The organism is Ensifer sp. KUDG1 (assembly GCF_050434285.1).
Taxonomy (GTDB): Bacteria; Pseudomonadota; Alphaproteobacteria; order Rhizobiales; family Rhizobiaceae; genus Ensifer.
Genome location: NZ_JBNDIG010000006.1, coordinates 160,492 through 179,837, shown reverse-complemented (window position 1 = coordinate 179,837; position 19,346 = coordinate 160,492). Strand labels below are relative to the sequence as shown.

Annotated in this window: 17 protein-coding genes and 2 riboswitches; of the genes, 14 read left to right on the top strand and 3 right to left on the bottom strand. The window is 62.9% G+C overall.

All coding sequences use genetic code 11. The features are described from left to right. Nucleotides 1-160: 160 nt before the first annotated feature. Nucleotides 161-1,090: a LysR substrate-binding domain-containing protein gene (locus M2267_RS17145; protein WP_429115705.1), complete on the bottom strand. Its 930-nt coding sequence runs from the start codon at nt 1,088-1,090 to the stop codon at nt 161-163. Nucleotides 1,091-1,242: 152 nt separating this feature from the next. Between M2267_RS17145 and M2267_RS17140 the strand changes: the two genes are divergently transcribed. The 7 genes from M2267_RS17140 (at nt 1,243) to nrdF (ending at nt 9,739) form a co-directional block, all read left to right on the top strand. Continuing rightward, entirely contained in the window at nt 1,243-1,533 is a 291-nt protein-coding gene (locus M2267_RS17140) for a hypothetical protein (protein WP_429115703.1), read from the top strand. 18 nt (nt 1,534-1,551) lie between these two features. Beyond that, nucleotides 1,552-1,771: riboswitch (cobalamin riboswitch) on the top strand. 101 nt (nt 1,772-1,872) lie between these two features. Then, nucleotides 1,873-4,224 carry a 5-methyltetrahydropteroyltriglutamate--homocysteine S-methyltransferase gene (gene metE / locus M2267_RS17135; RefSeq protein ID WP_429115701.1) on the top strand — a complete coding sequence of 784 codons (2,352 nt, stop codon included), beginning with the start codon at nt 1,873-1,875 and terminating at the stop codon, nt 4,222-4,224. Continuing rightward, nucleotides 4,221-5,012 (top strand): acyl-CoA thioesterase, encoded by a 792-nt coding sequence (locus M2267_RS17130; RefSeq protein ID WP_429115699.1) that lies wholly within the window; start codon nt 4,221-4,223, stop codon nt 5,010-5,012. Before metE ends, M2267_RS17130 begins: the two co-directional genes overlap by 4 nt. 151 nt (nt 5,013-5,163) lie before the next feature. Beyond that, nucleotides 5,164-5,390, top strand: a riboswitch (cobalamin riboswitch). A gap of 391 nt (nt 5,391-5,781) precedes the next feature. Beyond that, the gene (gene nrdH, locus M2267_RS17125; protein WP_192450207.1) at nt 5,782-6,003 is read left to right on the top strand and encodes a glutaredoxin-like protein NrdH; all 222 of its coding nucleotides are present in this window, start codon (nt 5,782-5,784) and stop codon (nt 6,001-6,003) included. Nucleotides 6,004-6,015: 12 nt separating this feature from the next. After that, a complete protein-coding gene (nrdI, locus tag M2267_RS17120) occupies nt 6,016-6,432 on the top strand; it encodes a class Ib ribonucleoside-diphosphate reductase assembly flavoprotein NrdI (protein WP_429115697.1) in 417 nt (138 codons plus the stop codon). Then, nucleotides 6,402-8,555, top strand: coding sequence for a class 1b ribonucleoside-diphosphate reductase subunit alpha (gene nrdE / locus M2267_RS17115; protein WP_429115695.1), 2,154 nt, complete (start codon nt 6,402-6,404; stop codon nt 8,553-8,555). Before nrdI ends, nrdE begins: the two co-directional genes overlap by 31 nt. A 209-nt stretch (nt 8,556-8,764) precedes the next feature. Next, nucleotides 8,765-9,739, top strand: coding sequence for a class 1b ribonucleoside-diphosphate reductase subunit beta (nrdF, locus tag M2267_RS17110; protein ID WP_429115694.1), 975 nt, complete (start codon nt 8,765-8,767; stop codon nt 9,737-9,739). 83 nt (nt 9,740-9,822) lie between these two features. On the opposite strand, the gene M2267_RS17105 is transcribed toward nrdF, so the two are convergent. Further along, nucleotides 9,823-11,019 (bottom strand): multidrug effflux MFS transporter, encoded by a 1,197-nt coding sequence (locus tag M2267_RS17105; protein WP_429115692.1) that lies wholly within the window; start codon nt 11,017-11,019, stop codon nt 9,823-9,825. Between the two features lie 189 nt (nt 11,020-11,208). Between M2267_RS17105 and M2267_RS17100 the strand changes: the two genes are divergently transcribed. Then, nucleotides 11,209-11,877: a TetR/AcrR family transcriptional regulator C-terminal domain-containing protein gene (locus tag M2267_RS17100; protein ID WP_429115690.1), complete on the top strand. Its 669-nt coding sequence runs from the start codon at nt 11,209-11,211 to the stop codon at nt 11,875-11,877. Between the two features lie 30 nt (nt 11,878-11,907). Here M2267_RS17100 and M2267_RS17095 read toward each other — a convergent pair whose 3' ends face one another. Continuing rightward, entirely contained in the window at nt 11,908-12,192 is a 285-nt protein-coding gene (locus M2267_RS17095; protein WP_429115689.1) for an acylphosphatase, read from the bottom strand. Nucleotides 12,193-12,450: 258 nt separating this feature from the next. Here M2267_RS17095 and M2267_RS17090 point away from each other — a divergent pair, with 258 nt between their 5' ends. The 6 genes from M2267_RS17090 (at nt 12,451) to M2267_RS17065 (ending at nt 19,310) form a co-directional block, all read left to right on the top strand. Further along, on the top strand, nt 12,451-13,341 hold the full coding sequence (locus M2267_RS17090) for a substrate-binding domain-containing protein (protein WP_429115687.1): 891 nt from the start codon (nt 12,451-12,453) through the stop codon (nt 13,339-13,341). Nucleotides 13,342-13,451: 110 nt separating this feature from the next. Further along, nucleotides 13,452-14,963 (top strand): sugar ABC transporter ATP-binding protein, encoded by a 1,512-nt coding sequence (locus M2267_RS17085; RefSeq protein WP_429115685.1) that lies wholly within the window; start codon nt 13,452-13,454, stop codon nt 14,961-14,963. Beyond that, on the top strand, nt 14,960-15,922 hold the full coding sequence (locus tag M2267_RS17080; RefSeq protein WP_043622580.1) for an ABC transporter permease: 963 nt from the start codon (nt 14,960-14,962) through the stop codon (nt 15,920-15,922). The genes M2267_RS17085 and M2267_RS17080 overlap by 4 nt, the downstream gene beginning before the upstream one ends. 22 nt (nt 15,923-15,944) lie before the next feature. Next, nucleotides 15,945-16,886 (top strand): tagatose kinase, encoded by a 942-nt coding sequence (locus tag M2267_RS17075; protein ID WP_429115684.1) that lies wholly within the window; start codon nt 15,945-15,947, stop codon nt 16,884-16,886. Between the two features lie 5 nt (nt 16,887-16,891). Beyond that, a complete protein-coding gene (locus tag M2267_RS17070; RefSeq protein ID WP_429115682.1) occupies nt 16,892-18,172 on the top strand; it encodes a D-tagatose-bisphosphate aldolase, class II, non-catalytic subunit in 1,281 nt (426 codons plus the stop codon). A 121-nt stretch (nt 18,173-18,293) separates the two neighbouring features. Next, nucleotides 18,294-19,310 carry a LacI family DNA-binding transcriptional regulator gene (locus tag M2267_RS17065; RefSeq protein WP_043622652.1) on the top strand — a complete coding sequence of 339 codons (1,017 nt, stop codon included), beginning with the start codon at nt 18,294-18,296 and terminating at the stop codon, nt 19,308-19,310. The last annotated feature ends 36 nt before the right edge of the window (nt 19,311-19,346 follow it).

The following is a 19,346-nucleotide window of genomic DNA, read 5'->3' as shown; positions in this document are numbered from 1 at the left end:
CTGCGGTTGGCCGCAGTCTTTAGGGAGCCGCCATGTCAGTTTGGTAACAGCCGTTCTCAGCTGATTTTCAGTTTCTCCATGAAAGCGTCATTTTCCGAAGCCCGGCCGGCGCGAACCGGCACGCGCGCACCGGATGCGTCTGCGTCTTCTTTCCCCAGACTCACCACTTTGCACCGAGCTCGCCCCGAATAGATGCCGGACAGGATTGCTCCATGACGGTCGCAAGCATCGCATTCGACGCGTCTGCTTCGGCGACGACCCAGTCGCGAAAAGCCTGGATCTTCTTCTGCCGCCTGGTGCTTTGCGGATAGACCAGCCAATAGGCGCGGCCGTCGCGCACCACATGCTCGAACGGCCGGATCAACCTGCCGCTCTTCAGTTCATCCATCAGGAAGGTCGAGACGGCAATCGCCATGCCGTGATCCGAAAGGATTGTGGCGACATCCATCGCCTGGACGTCGAAGATCAGCTCGGTACCGTTGCTCGCCGGCGGCTCGACGCCGGTTTCGATCATCCAGCGCCGCCACCAGTTGGCGTTGCCGAAACGCCGGATCCTCAAGACGTCGGCGGGCTCCTTGAGTTGATGTTTCTCCAGGAAGGACGGCGTGCAGACCGGCACGTAATCGAGCGGAAACAAGGGAAAGACATCGTTTCCCGGCCAGTCGCCGGCGCCGCTGCGCACCGCGAGATCGATGGCATCACGCTTGAAATCGATGAGTTCGGTCGACATGTGCACCCTTATGCTGATGTTCGGATGCGCGGTCTGGAACGAGGCGAGCCGCTGGCCGAGCCAGCTCGAAACGACGGTCGGCAGCACCGAGATGTGCAGGTGATGTTCGGTCTTGTCGGCAATCTCCGAGAAGGCCGCCCCTAAAAGATCGATCGCTTCGGTTACCTTTGGCGCCAGCTGCCGCCCGGCACCGGTCAGCCGCACCTCGCGCGGAAGGCGGACGAAGAGCGGCGCGCCGATGCGGTCCTCCAACAACCGGATCTGGTAGCTGACGGCCGCCTGCGTCATGCCGAGCTCTTCGGCGGCGCGGGTGAAACTCAGGTGCCTGGCAGCGGCCTCGAAGGCGCGCACTGCACTCATAGGAGGAATCTTGCTCATGACGCTGAGATAAGCATTCTTTATGCCAGCATGCGAGAAATCGCTTTGCGCGAAACGGCAAAAAACCTCACTTTTTTCGCGAACACACGCCTTGTAGAGAAGTGAGGATAGCAATGCTTAGCGCAATGCGATCAATGATTTACCATGTCCTGAATTGGGCAGACAGGACCCTCAGCGCTCCGGTCGCCATCGACACGTTCAACGAGTTCCAGCTCCGGGATATCGGCCTGACGCGGGACCAGGAACATATCCGTGCGCGCGTCGGCGACACCGCGGATCCGTGGCACTGGCCGGAGGAGCCCGATCCCGTGCCGGTGCAACCCGCCGCCAAAGCAGTTTGCAGCGAAGGGCCGCGCATTGCCCGCGTCTCGCCCCGCGCCCTGGCTGGAGAAAATAAAGACATAAGCATTTCTTTATGCGATTGACGAGCAAGCGATTGCAGGGCATTGTCCCGGCATCGTGGTTCTGCGCCTCGCCATCCGGCGCGGCGGAGCTAAGAGGGAATTCGGTGCGGCGCTGACAAGCGCTAAGGCCGGAGCTGCCCCCGCAACTGTAGGCGGAGAGCGGCCGTTCGATGATGTCACTGAGGAAGACGCCTCGGGAAGACGGAACGGTCCGCGTTGACCCGCAAGCCAGGAGACCTGCCGCGATGAACAACGTCCACGGGCGGGGTGTCCGATGAGGCGCGTTGACGACGCGGGACCCTTCTCGCGTCGCGGATGCGTCGCATTCAAACCTTGCCCTTCAACCTTCGGGGTAAGGAAATGACCATCAAGACTGCCAATCTCGGCTTCCCGCGCATCGGCCGCCACCGCGAACTGAAATTCGCGCTTGAACGCTACTGGTCCGGCAAGATCAGCCGTGACGACCTTTTCGACGTCGGCCGCCGGCTTCGGGCCGAAAACTGGGCGGCGCAAAAGGCGCGCGGCATCGATATCCTCCCTTCGAACGATTTCTCGTTCTACGACCACGTGCTCGATACTGCCGTGCTCGTCGGTGCGGTTCCGGCCGCCTATGGCTGGAAGGGCGGTCCCGTCGATCTCGACACTTACTTTGCTATGGCGCGCGGCTCGACGGGTTCGCCCTGCGCTTCCGGTTGCACGCATGCGGGTGACGGCGGCAACGCCGCACTCGAGATGACCAAGTGGTTCGATACCAACTACCATTACATGGTGCCCGAATTCGAAGCGGATCAACGCTTTGCGCTGACGCATAACCGGCCGCTCGAAGCCTTTCTCGAGGCCGGAGCCCTCGGCTATCGAACCCGCCCGGTCCTGCTTGGCCCGGTGACCTTCCTCAAGCTCGGCAAGGCGAAGGGCGGAGATTTCGATCCCCTCGACCTGATCGAGCGCCTGCTTCCCGTTTACGTCGAGCTGCTCACCGAACTTGCCAATGCCGGCGCCGACTGGGTTCAGATCGACGAGCCTAGTCTGGTGCTCGATCTCACCGACCGGGAAAGGCAGGCCCTGGACCTTGCCTATCATACGTTCCGGGCGAAGGTTCCCGGGCTCCGGATCATGCTTGCGACCTATTTCGGCTCGATCGGCGAAAATATGGTGAGCGCCCTGGCGCTGCCGATCGCGGGCCTGCATGTCGATCTCGTGCGCGCGCCGCAGCAGATCGAGGTCCTCATCCAGTCCGCTCCGGCTGACCGGGTGCTGTCGCTCGGCATCATCGACGGCCGCAACGTCTGGAGGACGGATCTTGCCGGCCTGTTCCGCCGCCTGCAGCCGCTGGTCTCTGCCCATGGCCGCGACCGGATCGAGCTTGCGCCCTCGTGCTCGCTCCTGCATGTGCCCGTCGACCTCGGCATGGAAAAGGCGCTCGACCCGGAGCTTGCCTCGTGGCTCGCTTTCGCCGTGCAGAAGCTCAATGAATTAAGCCTTCTCGCCCGTGCCTTCGAGCCGGGGCTTGCCAGCCCGGAAAAGGTCTTTGCGGCCTCGATCGAAGCAGCCAAGGCGCGGCTGACGTCGCTCAGGATCCATGATCCACTTGTTGCCGGGCGACTGAAGGCGCTGACGGCAGCCGACAGCGAGCGCCGGTCTCCCTTCCCGGCCCGTCGCGCGCTCCAGGCGGACGCGCTGCCGTTGCCGCTTTTCCCGACGACGACGATCGGCTCCTTCCCGCAGACACCGGAAGTACGGCAGGCCCGTTCCCTGCATGCCAAGGGCGAACTCAGCTATGTCGACTACACCGCGTATCTGCGCCGGGAAACCGAGCAGGCGGTGCGCTGGCAGGAGGAGATCGGCATCGACGTGCTGGTACACGGCGAGTTCGAACGCAACGACATGGTGCAGTATTTCGGCGAGCAGCTCTCGGGCTACGCCTTTACCCGAAGTGGCTGGGTACAGAGCTACGGTTCGCGCTACGTGCGCCCGCCGATCATCTTCGGCGACGTTTCCCGGCCAAACCCGATGACTGTCGAATGGGCGGCCTTTGCGCAGTCGCTGACCGATCGCCCGGTCAAGGGCATGCTGACGGGTCCGGTCACCATGCTGCAATGGTCCTTCGTGCGCGACGACCTGCCGCGGTCGGTGGTGTGCCGGCAGATCGCGCTGGCGCTCAGCGACGAAGTCAGGGACCTCGAGGCATCGGGCATCGCCATCATCCAGATCGACGAGCCGGCGCTGCGCGAGGGCCTGCCGCTCAAGGCCGCCGACCGCAAGGCCTATCTCGACTGGGCGGTGGAGTGCTTCCGCCTCAGCGCCGCCGGCGTCGGCGACGCCACCCAGATCCACACCCACATGTGCTACTCGGAGTTCAACGACATCATGCCGGCGATCGCGGCGATGGATGCCGACGTGATTTCGATCGAGACGTCGCGATCGAAGATGGAACTGCTCGGCGCGTTCACCGGAAGGGCCTATCCGAACGAGATCGGCCCGGGCGTCTACGATATCCATTCGCCGCGCGTACCGGCGGTGGATGAAATGGTGCACCTCATCGAGCGCGCGACCGAAGGGCTGACGCCGGCGCAGATCTGGGTCAACCCGGATTGCGGGCTGAAGACCCGGCGCTGGGAGGAAACCCGGCCAGCGCTTGTCAACATGGTGGCGGCGGCGCGCGCCCTGCGCCAGGCCTTCGCGGATGATCCCTACAAGGCGCTTCGCGCATGACGGACCACCCGGAAGCGGCGTCGGGGGAAACCCCGGCGCCACAGACCCTCGTCGATATCGTCTTTCCCGGCGACACCAATCATCACGGCACCCTCTTTGGGGGTGCCGCATTGGCGCTGATGGACCGGATCGCCTTCATCGTCGCCACCCGCCACGGCCGCGTTCCCTTCGTCACCGCCTCCTGCGACCGGATCGACTTTCGCGCACCCGCCCGCATCGGCCAGATCGTCAGTTTCTCTGGCCGCCCGGTGCGCGTGGGGCGACGCTCGATGGTCGTCGACGTCGAGATGGTGGCCGAAGACCTTGCGACCGGCGGCCGCGATCTTTGCTCACGCGGACAGTTCACCATGGTTGGGATGCCGCAGGACAAAGGTGCCGACTGGCGCCTTCCGCCGCTCGCCGAGCCCGCGCCGGTGGTGCCCGCGGCGGATTTCGTCGGCATGACCGACATCGTTTTTCCGGGCCAGACCAACAGCGCCGGCGCGCTCTTCGGCGGCGATGCACTCGCCCGGATGACGAAGGCGGCCTTCGTCGCCGCGACCCGGCTGACCGGCAAAGCGATGGTGCTCGCCTCCTGCAGTAGCGATTTCAAGCGGCGTGTCGCCGCCGGAACGATCGTCGATACGCTGGCGCGCGTCACCCGGACCGGACGCAGTTCCACAACGATAGACGTCGAGCTCTGGTCGGAAGAACTGCTCAGCGGCGTGCGCGTGCTGACCGTCACCGGAACTTTCGTGATGGTGGCTGTCGACAGCCGCAACCGCCCAGTTGCGGCCTTCGCCGCCTGAGCAAGCCGGGGGCGCCGCTCATGGCGCCCCCGATCCACAGGATTGATTGCGCGCCGCCATTTACTCCCCGTTATCCACACCGAAAAAGAAAAGACCTCTGCACTCCCGCCTTCAGCATATAGAACCTATTGACGCAGATTTGCGATGAACTACTATATCTAGTGTTCGAGGTTCTTCCGATTCGCAAGGATTGGGAGCTAAGACGGGAATACGGTGCGCCGGCGGGTTTCCGCCCAAGGTTATGCCGTAGCTGCCCCCGCAACTGTAGACGGCGAGCAACTGTCCGGAATTGGACCACTGAGGCATGAGGCCTCGGGAAGGTCGGGATGGAAGCTTTGACCCGTAAGCCAGGAGACCTGCCTCGAGCAACAAACGTCCACGGGCGGGGTGTCCGGAGGGGTTGGGTGCATTGCGGCAGGATGAGCCTGCCGGATCGTCTCGACGTCTCCCCGGCAGCCTGTCGAAAGCTTCGGGGTGAAGTCATGTCAGTTTCTTCCAGTTCAGATCCACCTTCTGCGGACGGGTGCGCGTTGTTGCGCGCCTGATCGAAAGGCCGCGCCCTGAAAACCCGCATCCGCGGAATTCCTGAGCGCCCGAGCAAAACGAGCCGGCCCGGTTGCGTAACCGACCTTGGGCCAGCTTGACGACGTCAACTCCGGTCGAAGCGACCGGGGAGCGATGTTTCGTGCCCGATCGCCAAGCCCACGGTTCGCGTTCGCGCGACCCGCCGATTTTTTGCGCTCATTTGCCAGACCCTCACGAGGAACCCATGTCGATCACCGTCTACAGCAAACCCGCCTGCGTCCAATGCACCGCCACCACCCGCGCGCTCGACCGTCAGGGCATCGATTATCGCATCGTCGATATCTCCGAGGATTCCGACGGTTTCGCGCTCGTGCAGGGTCTCGGCTACCGGCAGGTTCCAGTGGTCGTCGCCGGCGAACGGCATTGGGCGGGGTTCCGCCCAGACATGATCAGCGCGCTTTCCTGAGGGAGAGAAGCAATGGGGCTGATCGTCTATTTTTCCAGCCGCTCGGAAAACACCCATCGCTTCGTTGAGAAACTCGGCCTTCGCACAGCCCGCATACCGCTCAAGGAGGGTAAAGATGCGCTTACGGTCTCGGAGCCCTATGTGCTCGTCGTGCCGACCTATTGCGGCGACGATGGCCGAGGTGCCGTGCCGAAACAGGTGATCCGCTTCCTGAACGACGCGGGCAACCGCTCTCACATCCGCGGCGTGATCGCAGCGGGCAACAGCAATTTCGGCGCGACCTACGGGATCGCCGGCGACGTGATCTCGGCCAAATGCCGGGTGCCCTTTCTCTACCGGTTCGAGCTGCTCGGAACCGACGAGGACGTCGCCAATGTCAAAAACGGGATGGAACGATTTTGGACGTCACAACACTCGAACGCCCCTTGAAGGCGACGGAAGCGGCGCTGGATTACCACGCGCTGAACGCGATGCTGAACCTCTACGACGAGGAGGGGAAGATCCAGCTCGACAAGGACCGGCAGGCGGCGAAGCAATACTTCCTCCAGCACGTCAACCAGAACACGGTCTTCTTCCATAACCTGCGGGAAAAGCTCGATTACCTGGTGACCGAGGGCTACTACGAGCAGGAAGTGCTGGACCAGTATTCGTTCAACTTCGTGCGCGATCTCTACGACCACGCCTATTCGAAGAAGTTCCGTTTCCCGACCTTCCTCGGCGCCTTCAAATATTACACGTCCTATACGCTCAAAACCTTCGACGGAAAGCGCTACCTGGAACGCTACGAAGACCGCGTCTGCATGGTGGCGATGGCCTTGGCGCGCGGCAACGAGGCGCTTGCCCGCGATCTCGTCGACGAGATCATTTCCGGCCGTTTCCAGCCGGCGACGCCGACCTTCCTCAATGCCGGCAAAAAGAGCCGTGGCGAGCTCGTCTCCTGCTTTCTGCTGAGGATCGAGGACAACATGGAGAGCATCGGCCGCGCCATCAATTCGGCGCTACAGCTTTCCAAGCGCGGCGGCGGCGTGGCGCTGTCGCTCACCAACATCCGCGAGATGGGCGCTCCGATCAAGCAGATCGAGAACCAGTCATCCGGCGTCATCCCGGTCATGAAGCTGCTCGAGGATAGTTTCTCCTACGCCAACCAGCTTGGCGCGCGCCAGGGCGCGGGCGCTGTCTACCTGCATGCCCACCACCCCGACATCATGCGCTTCCTCGATACCAAGCGCGAAAATGCCGACGAGAAGATCCGCATCAAGACGCTGTCGCTCGGCGTCGTCATCCCCGACATCACCTTCGAGCTCGCTCGCAACAACGAGGACATGTACCTGTTCTCGCCCTATGACGTGGAGCAGGTCTATGGCGTGCCGCTCACCGAAATCTCGGTGACGGAGAAGTATCGCGAGATGGTGGAGGATGCCCGCATCCGCAAGCGCAAGATCAAGGCGCGCGACTTCTTCCAGATCATCGCCGAGATCCAGTTCGAGAGCGGCTATCCCTACATCATGTTCGAGGACACGGTGAACCGGGCAAACCCGATTGCCGGCCGCATCACCATGAGCAACCTCTGCTCGGAGATCCTGCAGGTGAGCGAGGCGAGCGAATTCAACGACGATCTCTCCTACAAGCACATGGGCAAGGACATCTCCTGCAACCTCGGCTCGCTGAACATCGCCGCTGCCATGGACAGCCCGGATTTCGGCCAGACGATCGAGACCTCGATCCGGGCACTGACAGCCGTCTCCGAAATGAGCCACATCTCGTCCGTACCCTCGATCGAAAAGGGCAACGACGACAGCCACGCGATCGGCCTCGGGCAGATGAACCTGCACGGCTATCTCGCGCGCGAGCGCATTTTCTACGGCTCCGAAGAAGGCATCGATTTCACCAACATCTATTTCTACACGGTGACCTACCACGCCATCCGCGCATCGAACCGGCTGGCGGTCGAAAAAGGCAAGAGCTTCGCCGGCTTCGAAAATTCGAAATACGCCTCTGGCGACTATTTCGACAAATACACCCAGGCCGAATGGCTGCCGGCGACCGAAAAGGTGAAGGCGCTGTTCGAGGAAGCCGGCATTGTCATCCCGACCCAGGAAGACTGGTTGGAACTGAAACGGGCAGTGATGGAAGGAGGTCTCTACAACCAGAACCTCCAGGCCGTGCCGCCGACGGGCTCGATCTCCTACATCAACCACTCGACCTCCTCGATCCACCCGATCGTCTCGAAGATCGAGATCCGCAAGGAAGGCAAGATCGGCCGCGTCTACTACCCGGCCGCCTTCATGACCAACGACAATCTCGAATACTACCAGGACGCCTACGAGATCGGCCCGGAGAAGATCATCGACACCTATGCGGCGGCCACCCAGCACGTCGACCAGGGCCTGTCGCTGACGCTGTTCTTCCGCGACACGGCGACGACCCGCGACATCAACCGCGCCCAGATCCACGCCTGGAAGAAGGGCATCAAGACCATCTACTACATCCGCCTTCGCCAGATGGCGCTCGAGGGCACGCAGGTCCAAGGCTGCGTTTCCTGCGCGCTTTAACGCCGCGTTCCCATCAAGTGCCCCTCACCCTAGCCCTCTCCCCGCTCGCGGGGAGAGGGGACGTGCCCCACGAAACGCTGATGGATGCGTTAGGACGGTGCGGCTCGCACCTTCTCCCCGCGCGCGGGGAGAAGGTGCCGGCAGGCGGATGAGGGGCAATTCCCTCACCGCGTGGATGAGGGGCTGACACGACCCAAAAAGGCAAACCGATGAACATGCACACCAAACCCGCAAGCCGCATCCGCGCCATCAACTGGAACCGCATCGAGGACGACAAGGACCTGGAGGTCTGGAACCGGCTCACCGGCAATTTCTGGCTGCCGGAAAAAGTGCCGCTCTCCAACGACATTTCCTCCTGGGCGACGCTTAAATCCGAGGAGCAGACGCTGACGATCCGCGTCTTCACCGGCCTCACCTTGCTCGACACGATCCAGAACGGCGTCGGCGCCGTCAGACTGATGGAGGATGCGGCCACGCCGCACGAGGAGGCGGTGCTTTCCAACATCTCCTTCATGGAGGCGGTGCACGCGCGCTCCTATTCCTCGATCTTCTCGACGCTCTGCCTGACGCCTGACGTCGACGACGCCTATCGCTGGTCGGAGGAAAACGAGTTCCTGCAGAAGAAGTCGGCGCTGATCATGGCGGAGTATTCCTCCGGCGATCCCTTGAAGAAGAAGGTCGCCAGCGTCTTTCTCGAGAGCTTCCTGTTTTATTCCGGCTTCTACCTGCCGATGTACTGGTCGAGCCGCGCCAAGCTCACCAACACCGCCGACATGATCCGCCTCATCATTCGCGACGAGGCGGTGCATGGCTACTATATCGGCTACAAATTCCAGCGCGCTTTGGAGCGTCTGAGCGAGGAGCGCCGCCAGGAGATCAAGGATTTCGCCTTCGACCTGCTGCTCGAACTCTATGACAACGAGGCGAAATACACCGAGGCGCTTTATGATGGCGTCGGGCTCACCGAAGACGTGAAGAAGTTCCTGCACTACAACGCCAATAAGGCGCTGATGAACCTCGGCTACGAGGCGCTGTTCCCGGCGGAAGCCTGCAAGGTCAATCCCGCTATCCTCTCCGCCCTTTCGCCGAACGCCGACGAGAACCACGACTTCTTCTCCGGCTCCGGCTCTTCCTACGTCATTGGCAAGGCGGTCGCGACCGAGGACGAAGACTGGGATTTTTAAAGACAGCCCATCCGGTCACACCTGAAAACAAAAGGCCGGCGAGGAACAACCTCGCCGGCCTTTTGGTTCAGCAATAACAGCCCCTATTCCGCCGCGACCACCCGGCTGCGGCCGATCGTGGCCCGCGTCAGCAGGAACGCGGCGAGCGCGCAGGCGGCAATCGCGCCGGCCATCGGCAGCGCCGTGCCGTCGAAGAACAGGCTGGCGATGATCATCGCCACAGCCGCGGTGACGAAGTGCAGCGTGCCCATCAGTGCAGACGCTGTACCCGCGATCTCGCCATGGTCTTCGAGCGCCAGCACCGCCGAGGTCGGTATGACAAGGCCGAGCACGCCGTAGCCGACGAAGAGGAACGCGGCCATGACGGGCAACTGGTTGAAGCCAAGGCTCATGACGACAAACATCGTGACCATGGTCAGCGCGAACGCACTGACGGCAATCTGCATCACGCGGACGAGACCGAAACGCTCGCCGAGCCAGCCGGTCGCCTGCGACACGGCGAAGAACGACACGGCGTTCATCGAAAACGCGATGCTGTACTGCGTCGGCGTCAGGCCGTAGTGGTCGATCAAGACGAAGGGCGAATTGGCGAGATAGACGAGGAAGCCGGAAATGCCGAGGCCGCCAATGAACGTCAGCGTCAGGAAGTTGCGGTCGGACAGAAGCAGGCGATAGGCGGCAAGCGCGCTTGAAAGGCTGCTGTCGGCACGGTCCTTCTTCGGCCGGGTTTCCTGCAATTGCGTCGACAGCAGGATCAGGCCAATGAAGGCGGCAATGGTCACCGCATAGAACACGCCGCGCCAGCCGTAGAAGCCGATGACGGCGCTGCCGGCGAGCGGCGCGAGGATCGGCGAAATGCTGAAAACGAGCATCAGCATCGACATCAGCCGCGCCGCCTGAACGCCGGTGTGCATGTCGCGCACCACGGCGCGCGGGATGACCATGCCGGCGGCACCACCGATGCCCTGCAGGAAGCGGAAGGCAATCAGGGTTTCGATGTCGGTCGAAAGCGCGCAGCCGATGCTGGCGACGGTGAAGAGGCCGATGCCGAGGTAGAGCGGCGCCTTGCGGCCCCAGATATCGGAGAGCGGCCCATAGATCAGCTGCGAGATGGCAAAGGAGATGAAGAAGGCCAGCAGGCTGAGCTGCACGACGCCATTTTCGGCCGCCAGATCCTTGCCGATCGACGGCAGGGCCGGCAGGTACATGTCGATTGCAAAGGGGCCGATCGCCGAGATCAGGCCGAGCACGATCGCCGTGCGAAGGAAGGACGTTGTCATGGCAATGAACTTTCAGAAATCGCGCCAGCCGAACCGCTGCCGCCGGGATTGAAACTCAAAGACATCGTCGTGCCAGGATAGAGCGTTGGGGAACCGCATCCTGCGCTGACCATTTCGTCCATTAATTTGGACACATGTGTAAAATTAGACAGTATTGTCTAAATCGTCAATGGGGCCTATCTTCGGTCCATGAAGAAATTTGATTTGGCCTCGGCTGACGCTCGCCCGCAGAAAGGGCAATTCGCGAAACGCCTCTCGATCCTGGAGGCCGCGGCCGATGTTTTCTGTCGGGAAGGCTTTTCCGGCGCCAGCATCGACGAGATCGCAGTCGTTGCCGGGGTCTCGCGCCAGACCATCTACAATCACTACCGCGAGAAAGAGACGCTGTTCATGGCGGTGATCCAGGACATCATGGATCGCGTGAACGGCGTGCTTTTCTCCATCCTCGCGACCTTTCCCGAAAACGCCGACAATCTCGAGGAAGACCTGGCTGAATTTGCCGTGCGCCTCAACAAGAACTGCAATTGCAACCAGGACGCCAAGTTCATCCAGAAGCTGATCTCGACCGAGGGCAACCGCTATCCGCACCTGTTCCAGTTCTGGCGGGAGCAGGGACCGGGCAAGACCGACCGGGCGCTGGCGGCGCTGTTTGCGCGCCTTGCCCACGTCGCACCGCTCGACATCGACGACTTCGACCTCGCAGCGCGCCAGTTCATCGCGCTGATCAAGGCGGACCTGCAGATGGGCGGGCTCTTCGGTGAAACGCCGAGCGAAGAAGACCTGGAGATCAGCGCCCGTAGGGCGGTAAAGACGTTCCTGCGCGCCTATGGCCGGCCGGCAGCGGCCTCGGTGGGCTAACGCCACCCGGTACCAGAAACCGATCCCGACCTATCTGGTGATGCGAAAATCACCGATGTGCTCGGGCGGGTCGACAAATTCGGCAACGACCTTCGAAACCGATGCACCCGGCGGGCCGTCATGCAGGCGCTCTAGCATGAGGGTGACCGCCGCCTCCGGGCCGCTGATCAACGCAGCCACCGAGCCATTCGCTTCGTTTCGAACCCATCCCACAAGACCGAGCCTGCGCGCCTCGTCGCGCGTCCAGACCCTGAAGCTAACGCCTTGCACCCGCCCGAGAATTCGGACCAGCGCCGTCCTATTGGCCTCAGCCATGGCTCGTCTCCCTTGTCGTCTATCACGCAATCTGGCGCAGCCCGGTGGAAAGACAAGCCACCCGCAAAGGGACTGAAAGGCGACCACTGCAACCTAAAAATTTCCACACTACGTTTCAAATATTTTGTTCGTGTATTTTTAAAAGTTGACGCGCGAAAACTTTTGTGGTTTTTACGACCTCACCAAGACGGCGATGGGAGGGCCTCGCCAGCTTGGCTGAGACACAAGAAGGCCCGCGCCGTTTCCAGGGAGGAAACCATGAACATATCCCGCATTCTGAAATCTCTCGTCGCCGGCACGGCGCTGTCGCTCCTTGCCTCCGCGGCTCTTGCCGATGGCATCGGCGCGTCGCTTCTGACCCAGCAGCATCCGTTCTACATCGAGCTCGCCGACGCGATGAAAGCCGAAGCTGAAGCCAAGAACGTCAAGCTCGAGGTCTCGATCGCCAATCAGGATCTCAACAAGCAGCTCGCGGACGTCGAAGACTTCATCGTCAAGGGCGTCGACGTCATCGTCATCTCGCCGGTCGACAGCCAGGGCGTACGCGCCGCGATCGAGAAGGCCGAGAAGGCCGGCATCAAGGTGATCACCGTCGACGTTCCGGCCAACGGCGCGACCGTGACCTCGCATATCGGTACCGACAACTTCACCGGCGGCGTCAAGGCCGGCGAGCTGATGGCCAAGGTCCTCGACAACAAGGGCAAGGTCGCCGTCATCGACTACCCGACGGTCCAGTCGGTGGTGAACCGCGTCAACGGCTTCAAGGAAGCGATCGCCAAGCATCCCGACATGGAGATCGTCGCGATCCAGACCGGCATTACCCGCGCCGAAGCGCTGGCCGCGGCCCAGAACATGCTGCAGGCCAATCCCGATATCACCGGCATCTTCGGCTTCGGCGACGATGCGGCGCTTGCCGCCGCCGTCGCGGTCAAGGCTGCTGGTCTGGAATCCCAGGTCAAGGTCATCGGCTTTGACGGCATGAAGGAAGCCCGCGACGCCGTCGATACCAACCCGGTCATGGTCGGCGTCATCCAGCAGTTCCCGGACCAGATGGGCAAGCAGGCCGTCGACACCGCCGTCAAGGTTGCCGCCGGCGAAACCGTCCCGGCCGAACAGCCGATCGTTCCGGGCGTCTACACCGCGAAGTAAGTCCTCCCAGGACAGCCGCCGCCTCACCTCAGGGGCGGCGGCACCCATCAGGGTCCGTTTCCGTCCTCTGGCCGGAGGCGCTGCTCTCGGCTGACCTGAAGGAGGCCGCCATGTTTGGTTCGACCAGCGATACCATTCTCGAAATCGACAACGTCACCAAATCCTTCGGCCAGGTCGCGGCACTGAAGGGCATGCGCCTCAAGGTCCGGCGCGGCCGGGTGCACACGCTGCTCGGCGAAAACGGCGCCGGCAAATCGACGCTGATGAAAATCCTTGCCGGCGTGCACGCGGCGACCTCGGGTGAAATCGCACTCGACGGACGCCCCTACCAGCCCCGCAACCCGCAGGATGCCGCCGCCCTCGGGCTTGCCATCGTCTTCCAGGAACTCAGCCTCTGCAGCAACCTGACGGTGGCCGAGAACATTCTCGCCACCCGCGAGCCGCGTCGCTTCGGCTTCATCAACGAAAAGGAACTGGTCGCCCGGGCCCGCGCGATCGTCGCCGATCTCGGCCTGCCGATCGACGTCAGCGAGAAGGTCGGCAATCTCTCGATCGCCCAGCGCCAGCTGGTCGAGATCGCCAAGGGCCTCAGCCACGAGGCCAAGGTTGTCATTCTCGACGAGCCGACGTCGTCGCTCAGCGACAGCGAGGCCGAGATCCTGTTCGAGATCATCGGGCGGCTGAAGAGCCGCGGCGTCGCCGTCATCTACATCTCGCACCGCATGGAAGAGATCATGCGGCTCAGCGACGACATCACCGTCATCCGCGACGGGGAATATGTCTCCACCCATGACCGTGACGACGTCACCATCGAGGCGCTCATCGCGCTGATGGTCGGCCGCCGCATGGACGAAATCTATCCGCCGCCGGCGCACGAGCAGAAGGCGAAGGCCACGCCGGTTCTGGCCGTCGATGGCCTGACCCGCGACGGCGAATTCGAGGACATCTCCTTCGACATCCGGCCCGGGGAAATCCTCGGCTTCTTCGGACTGGTCGGTTCCGGCCGCTCGGAGGTGATGAACGCGCTGTTCGGCATGAAGACTGCGACCGGCACCGTGCGCTTCGAAGGGCAACCGGTCCGCTTCCGCTCACCGGCAGAGGCGATTGCCCGCGGCATCGGCTTCGTTACCGAAAACCGCAAGGAAGAAGGCCTCGTGCTCAGCCACAGTGTCGGCTGGAACATCTCGATGGCCGCCCTTTCCGACTTCACCAGCCCGCTCGGCTTCACCCGCAGCCGCGCCGAACGCACGGCGGCAGCCCAGGAAGTCGGCCGACTGGCGATCAAGACCCACTCGCTCGATACGCCCTCCGGCTCCTTGAGCGGCGGTAACCAGCAAAAGATCGTGCTCGCCAAGTGGCTGCTGACGAAGCCCAAGGTGCTGATCCTCGACGAGCCGACCCGCGGCGTCGATGTCGGCGCCAAGTTCGAAATCTACAAGATCATCCGCCAGCTGGCGGCCGAGGGAACGGCGATCCTGCTGATCTCCTCCGAGCTGCCGGAGGTTCTGGGAATGAGCGACCGTGTTGTCGTCATGCACGAAGGCGTCATCGGCGCAACGCTCACCAGTGCCGACCTCAACCCGGAAACGATCATGGCGCACGCAACGGGATTCCAATCATGACACAGCAATCCGAAGTCCAGGCCGCCTTCCTGCGTGCCCTGAAACAGTATGGCGGCATCCTTTTGTCGCTGGTGATGCTCTGCGTCATCTTCTCCTTCCTCAACCCGCGCTTCATGTCGGTCGTCAACTTCATGAACATCCTGCAGCAGGTAGCCGTGGTGGCGATCGCCGCCTTCGGCATGACCTGGGTGATCCTGCTCGGTGAAATCGACCTTTCGGTCGGCTCGATCATTGCGGTCGCCGGCATGGTCGGGGCGCAATGTTTCGCCTTCGGCCTCGGCTTCGCGCCGGCGCTGGTCGTCACGCTTCTCGCCGGCGCCCTGATGGGCATGCTGAACGGCGTGCTGACGGCAAAGCTGCTTTTGCCCTCCTTCATCGTCACCGTCGCGACCATGGGCATCTACCGCGGCATGGTCAGCCTGCCGACCAACGGCGCGCCGGCGATGATCGAGAATTCGACCTGGACTGCGATCGGCACCGAGAGCTTCCTTGGCCTGCCCATCATCATCTGGGTCGTCGCCGTGCTCTTCCTCGTCAACCACATCCTTTTGAGCAAGACGAGTTTCGGCCGCCGCGCCTATCTGACGGGCGGCAACCGCGAAGCGGCGGTCTATTCCGGCATCAAGGTCGACCGGCTGAAGATCACCATCTTCATGATCTCCGGCGTCATGGCGGCAATCAGCGGCGTGCTTCTGTCCTCTCGCCTGTTCTCCGCCCAGACGAATGCCGGCATGAGCTACGAGCTCGACGCGATCGCGGCTGCCGTGCTTGGCGGCACCTCCCTTGCCGGCGGCGTCGGCACCATGGTCGGCACGCTGATCGGCGCCCTCATCATCGGCGTCATGAACAACGGCATGAACATGCTGTCGGTCCCCTACTTCTACCAGCTCATCGTCAAGGGCCTGGTGATCCTGATCGCCGTCTGGCTCGACGTGCGCGCCAAGCAGGCAAAACGCTGATCTTTCCGAAGAGAACATTCCCATGCACAAGATACTGACGATCGGCGAAATCCTCGTGGAGATCATCGCCACCGAAAAGGGCGACGGCTTTCGCCAGGCGACCCCTTTGATCGGTCCCTACCCGTCGGGCGCGCCGGCGATCTTCATCGACCAGGTCGGCAAGCTCGGCCAGGCAGCGGCCATGATCTCGCGCGTCGGCAACGACGATTTCGGCCACGTCAACCTCGACCGGTTGAAGGCCGACGGCGTCGATATCTCGGGCATAGCGGTCGATCCGCTCGGCACCACCGGCAGCGCCTTCGTGCGCTACCGGACCGACGGCAGCCGCGCCTTCGTCTTCAACATCCGCCACAGCGCCTGCGGAACGATCAGGCTCGATGAGGCAACCCGGGCGCTTGTCAGAACCTGCAGCCACCTGCACGTAATGGGCTCGTCGCTCTACGCCCCGAGCGTGGTCGAGAGCATCATCGCCGCAATCGAGATCGTCAAATCGGCCGGCGGCACCGTCTCTTTCGATCCGAACCTGCGGCCGGAAATCCTCGACAGCCCGGGCATGCGCGAGGCGCTGCAGACGGTGCTTTCCAAGACCGACCTCTTCCTGCCGAGCGGACAGGAACTCTTCCTGTTCACGCAGGCAAAGACCGAGGCGGAAGCCGTTGCGGAACTGCTCGCCGCCGGCATCAAGGCCGTCGTCGTCAAGCGCGGCGCCGAGGGCGCGAGCTATTTCGATCGTGAAACGACGTTTTCGCATCCGGGCTTTGCCGTCGAGGAAGTCGACCCGACCGGCGCCGGCGACTGCTTCGGTGCGACCTTCGTCACCTTCTGGCTGAACGGAGCCAAACCCGCTGAAGCGCTGGAATTCGCCAATGCCTCGGGCGCGCGCGCCGTCATGATCTCCGGCCCGATGGAAGGCGCCTCGACGCGCGCCGATCTCGAAACCTTCATCACCGCGAAAAAGGGCTGACCGCCATGCAACAGAACCTTCTGATCGACATCGCCCGCTGGTCCGAACGCCCCGGCCCGCGTGGCATTCCCTCCGTCTGCTCCGCCCACCCGCTGGTGATCGAAGCCGCCATGCTGCGGGCACTCAAGGAGGACGCGGCGCTCCTGATCGAGGCGACCTGCAACCAGGTCAACCAGGACGGCGGCTATACCGGCATGACGCCCGCCGACTTCACTCGCTTCGTCGCCGAGATCGCCGATCGTGTCGCCTTCCCGAAGGAAAAGATCATCCTTGGCGGCGACCATCTGGGCCCGAACCCGTGGAAGCACCTGCCGGCCGAAGAGGCCATGGCCAAGGCCGAGACGATGATCGAAGCCTATGCCAACGCTGGCTTCACCAAGCTGCATCTGGACACCAGCATGGGCTGCGCCGGCGAGCCGGTGGCGCTGCCCGATGCCGTGACTGCGGAGCGCGCCGCGCGTCTGGCCGCCGCCGCCGAAGCTGCCCTTCGCGGCGAGGATGGCACCGCCCCCGTTTATATCATCGGCACCGAAGTGCCGGTTCCGGGCGGCGCGCTGGAAGAACTCGACACGCTGGAAGTCACCGCCCCCGAGGCGGCGATCGAGACTGTATCGATCCATCGCCAGGCTTTCGAGAAAGCCGGTGCTGCCGACGCCTTCGGACGTGTCGTCGGCGCAGTGGTCCAGCCGGGCGTCGAGTTCGGCAACGAGAACGTCATCGCCTATGACAGGGCGAAAGCCGCAAAGCTCAGCGCCAGCCTGAAACAGCTCGACGGCGTCGTCTTCGAGGCGCATTCGACCGACTACCAGACGCCGGAGGCGCTGCGCGATCTCGTCTCGGACGGCTTTGCCATATTGAAAGTCGGCCCGGGCCTGACCTTCGCGCTGCGCGAGGCGCTTTACGGCCTCGACCAGATCGCCGCCTTCCTGTTTCCGGACGCCCGCAAGCAGACGCTGACGGCGGTCACCGAGGACGTGATGCGCGAGGAGCCGGCCAACTGGGGCAAGTATTACCACGGCTCGGCGGATGCCCAGCGACTGCAGCGGCATTTTTCCTATAGTGACCGCATCCGCTATTACTGGCCGCATCCGAAGGTCGCAGCAGCGGTCGAAGAACTTCTGGCGCTGCTCGATGGCGTCACCATCCCGGAAACGCTGATCAGCCAGTATCTCCCCGGCAGTTACGAGCGGGTGCGCGACGGCAAGGTGGCCGCTCAAGCAAAACCGCTGGCACTTGCTGCCGTCGACCGGGTTCTCGAGGATTATTTCATGGCCTGCCGCGCTTAGCGGCAGGTCGGATGTTCGGTGAATATTTGCGAGCCGGTACTGCCTATCCCCTCGAAATGAACCTATAAACGAAATCAAAACAATATGGGGCACAGCGACCGTGGACAGACAGATCAAGACCATGGAGGATTTTTCGGAGTTCGTCGGCCTGTCGCGCCCGACGGTCTCGAAATACTTCAATGATCCAGGCTCGGTCCGCAAGAAGACCCGCGATGCCATCGAGGCGGCGATCAAGCAGTCGGGTTTTCGCCCGAACATCTTCGCCGTCAACCTCAACCGCCGCCGCACCAACATCCTCGGCGTCATCGTTCCGAACTCGACCGACCCGTTCTACATGGCGCTGACGCGCCGGATCGAGCACATCGCCAACCAGGCGGGTTTCCTCGCCTTCGTGCTCTCCTCCGACGGGCGGCCGGAGATGGAGGAACGGGCGATCGAAACCTTCAAGTCGATGAACGTCGCCGGCGCGATCATCGCGCCGCTCGGCGTGCAGTCGCACCACAAGACGCTGACAACGCTCGGCGCCAGCATTCCGCTGATCTACGTGGACTCGCCACTCGACGACAGCTCGTCCTTCGTCGGCACCGACAACCGCCAGAGTTTCCGCCTGATGGTCGATTATCTCTGCCGGTCCGGCAGTCCGCCCTGCTACTTCGGCATGCCACCGGTCAACAACAACGCGATCGCCCGGCGCGACGCCTATCTGGAGGCGATGCAGCAGCTGAAGATGGAGCCGGCGCTGGTCGAAACCACACCAAACGCCGCCTGGGATTTCGAAAAATTCGGCTTCGACGAGACGCTGCGGATCCTCGGCGCCGGCGGTTTTCCGACGAAGACGGTGCTCTGCGCCAACGACCGCGTCGCCTTCGGCGTTATCGCCGCCGCCTTCCAGTCGGGCCTCAAGGTCGGGCGCGATGCCGACGCGGATCTGCGTGTCGCCGGCCACGACGACCACCCGCTGTCGCGCTACACCTGCCCGCCGCTGACGACGGTGGCGCAGAACTATAACGAGATCGGCCGGCTGGCGATCGAGCTGCTGCTGTTCAAGCTCGGGGAAACCACCGACGACGGCGGCGCCTTCCCCGAGGACGAGCGCATTCTCCTGAGCGCCGAGATCATGCTGCGCGGTTCGGCCTAATCGACGTCGACCAGCAATTTCCCGGACTGCGACCCT

What these genes read in the sequence shown, in the direction of transcription:
- M2267_RS17105 (WP_429115692.1), bottom strand. Translation starts at nt 11,019, where the DNA reads ATGACAACGTCCTTCCTTCGCACGGCGATCGTGCTCGGCCTGATCTCG.
- M2267_RS17145 (WP_429115705.1), bottom strand. Translation starts at nt 1,090, where the DNA reads ATGAGTGCAGTGCGCGCCTTCGAGGCCGCTGCCAGGCACCTGAGTTTC.
- nrdF (WP_429115694.1), top strand. Translation starts at nt 8,765, where the DNA reads ATGAACATGCACACCAAACCCGCAAGCCGCATCCGCGCCATCAACTGG.
- M2267_RS17130 (WP_429115699.1), top strand. Translation starts at nt 4,221, where the DNA reads ATGACGGACCACCCGGAAGCGGCGTCGGGGGAAACCCCGGCGCCACAG.
- M2267_RS17095 (WP_429115689.1), bottom strand. Translation starts at nt 12,192, where the DNA reads ATGGCTGAGGCCAATAGGACGGCGCTGGTCCGAATTCTCGGGCGGGTG.
- M2267_RS17140 (WP_429115703.1), top strand. Translation starts at nt 1,243, where the DNA reads ATGATTTACCATGTCCTGAATTGGGCAGACAGGACCCTCAGCGCTCCG.
- M2267_RS17075 (WP_429115684.1), top strand. Translation starts at nt 15,945, where the DNA reads ATGCACAAGATACTGACGATCGGCGAAATCCTCGTGGAGATCATCGCC.
- M2267_RS17085 (WP_429115685.1), top strand. Translation starts at nt 13,452, where the DNA reads ATGTTTGGTTCGACCAGCGATACCATTCTCGAAATCGACAACGTCACC.
- nrdH (WP_192450207.1), top strand. Translation starts at nt 5,782, where the DNA reads ATGTCGATCACCGTCTACAGCAAACCCGCCTGCGTCCAATGCACCGCC.
- metE (WP_429115701.1), top strand. Translation starts at nt 1,873, where the DNA reads ATGACCATCAAGACTGCCAATCTCGGCTTCCCGCGCATCGGCCGCCAC.
- nrdI (WP_429115697.1), top strand. Translation starts at nt 6,016, where the DNA reads ATGGGGCTGATCGTCTATTTTTCCAGCCGCTCGGAAAACACCCATCGC.
- M2267_RS17080 (WP_043622580.1), top strand. Translation starts at nt 14,960, where the DNA reads ATGACACAGCAATCCGAAGTCCAGGCCGCCTTCCTGCGTGCCCTGAAA.
- M2267_RS17100 (WP_429115690.1), top strand. Translation starts at nt 11,209, where the DNA reads ATGAAGAAATTTGATTTGGCCTCGGCTGACGCTCGCCCGCAGAAAGGG.
- M2267_RS17065 (WP_043622652.1), top strand. Translation starts at nt 18,294, where the DNA reads ATGGAGGATTTTTCGGAGTTCGTCGGCCTGTCGCGCCCGACGGTCTCG.
- M2267_RS17090 (WP_429115687.1), top strand. Translation starts at nt 12,451, where the DNA reads ATGAACATATCCCGCATTCTGAAATCTCTCGTCGCCGGCACGGCGCTG.
- M2267_RS17070 (WP_429115682.1), top strand. Translation starts at nt 16,892, where the DNA reads ATGCAACAGAACCTTCTGATCGACATCGCCCGCTGGTCCGAACGCCCC.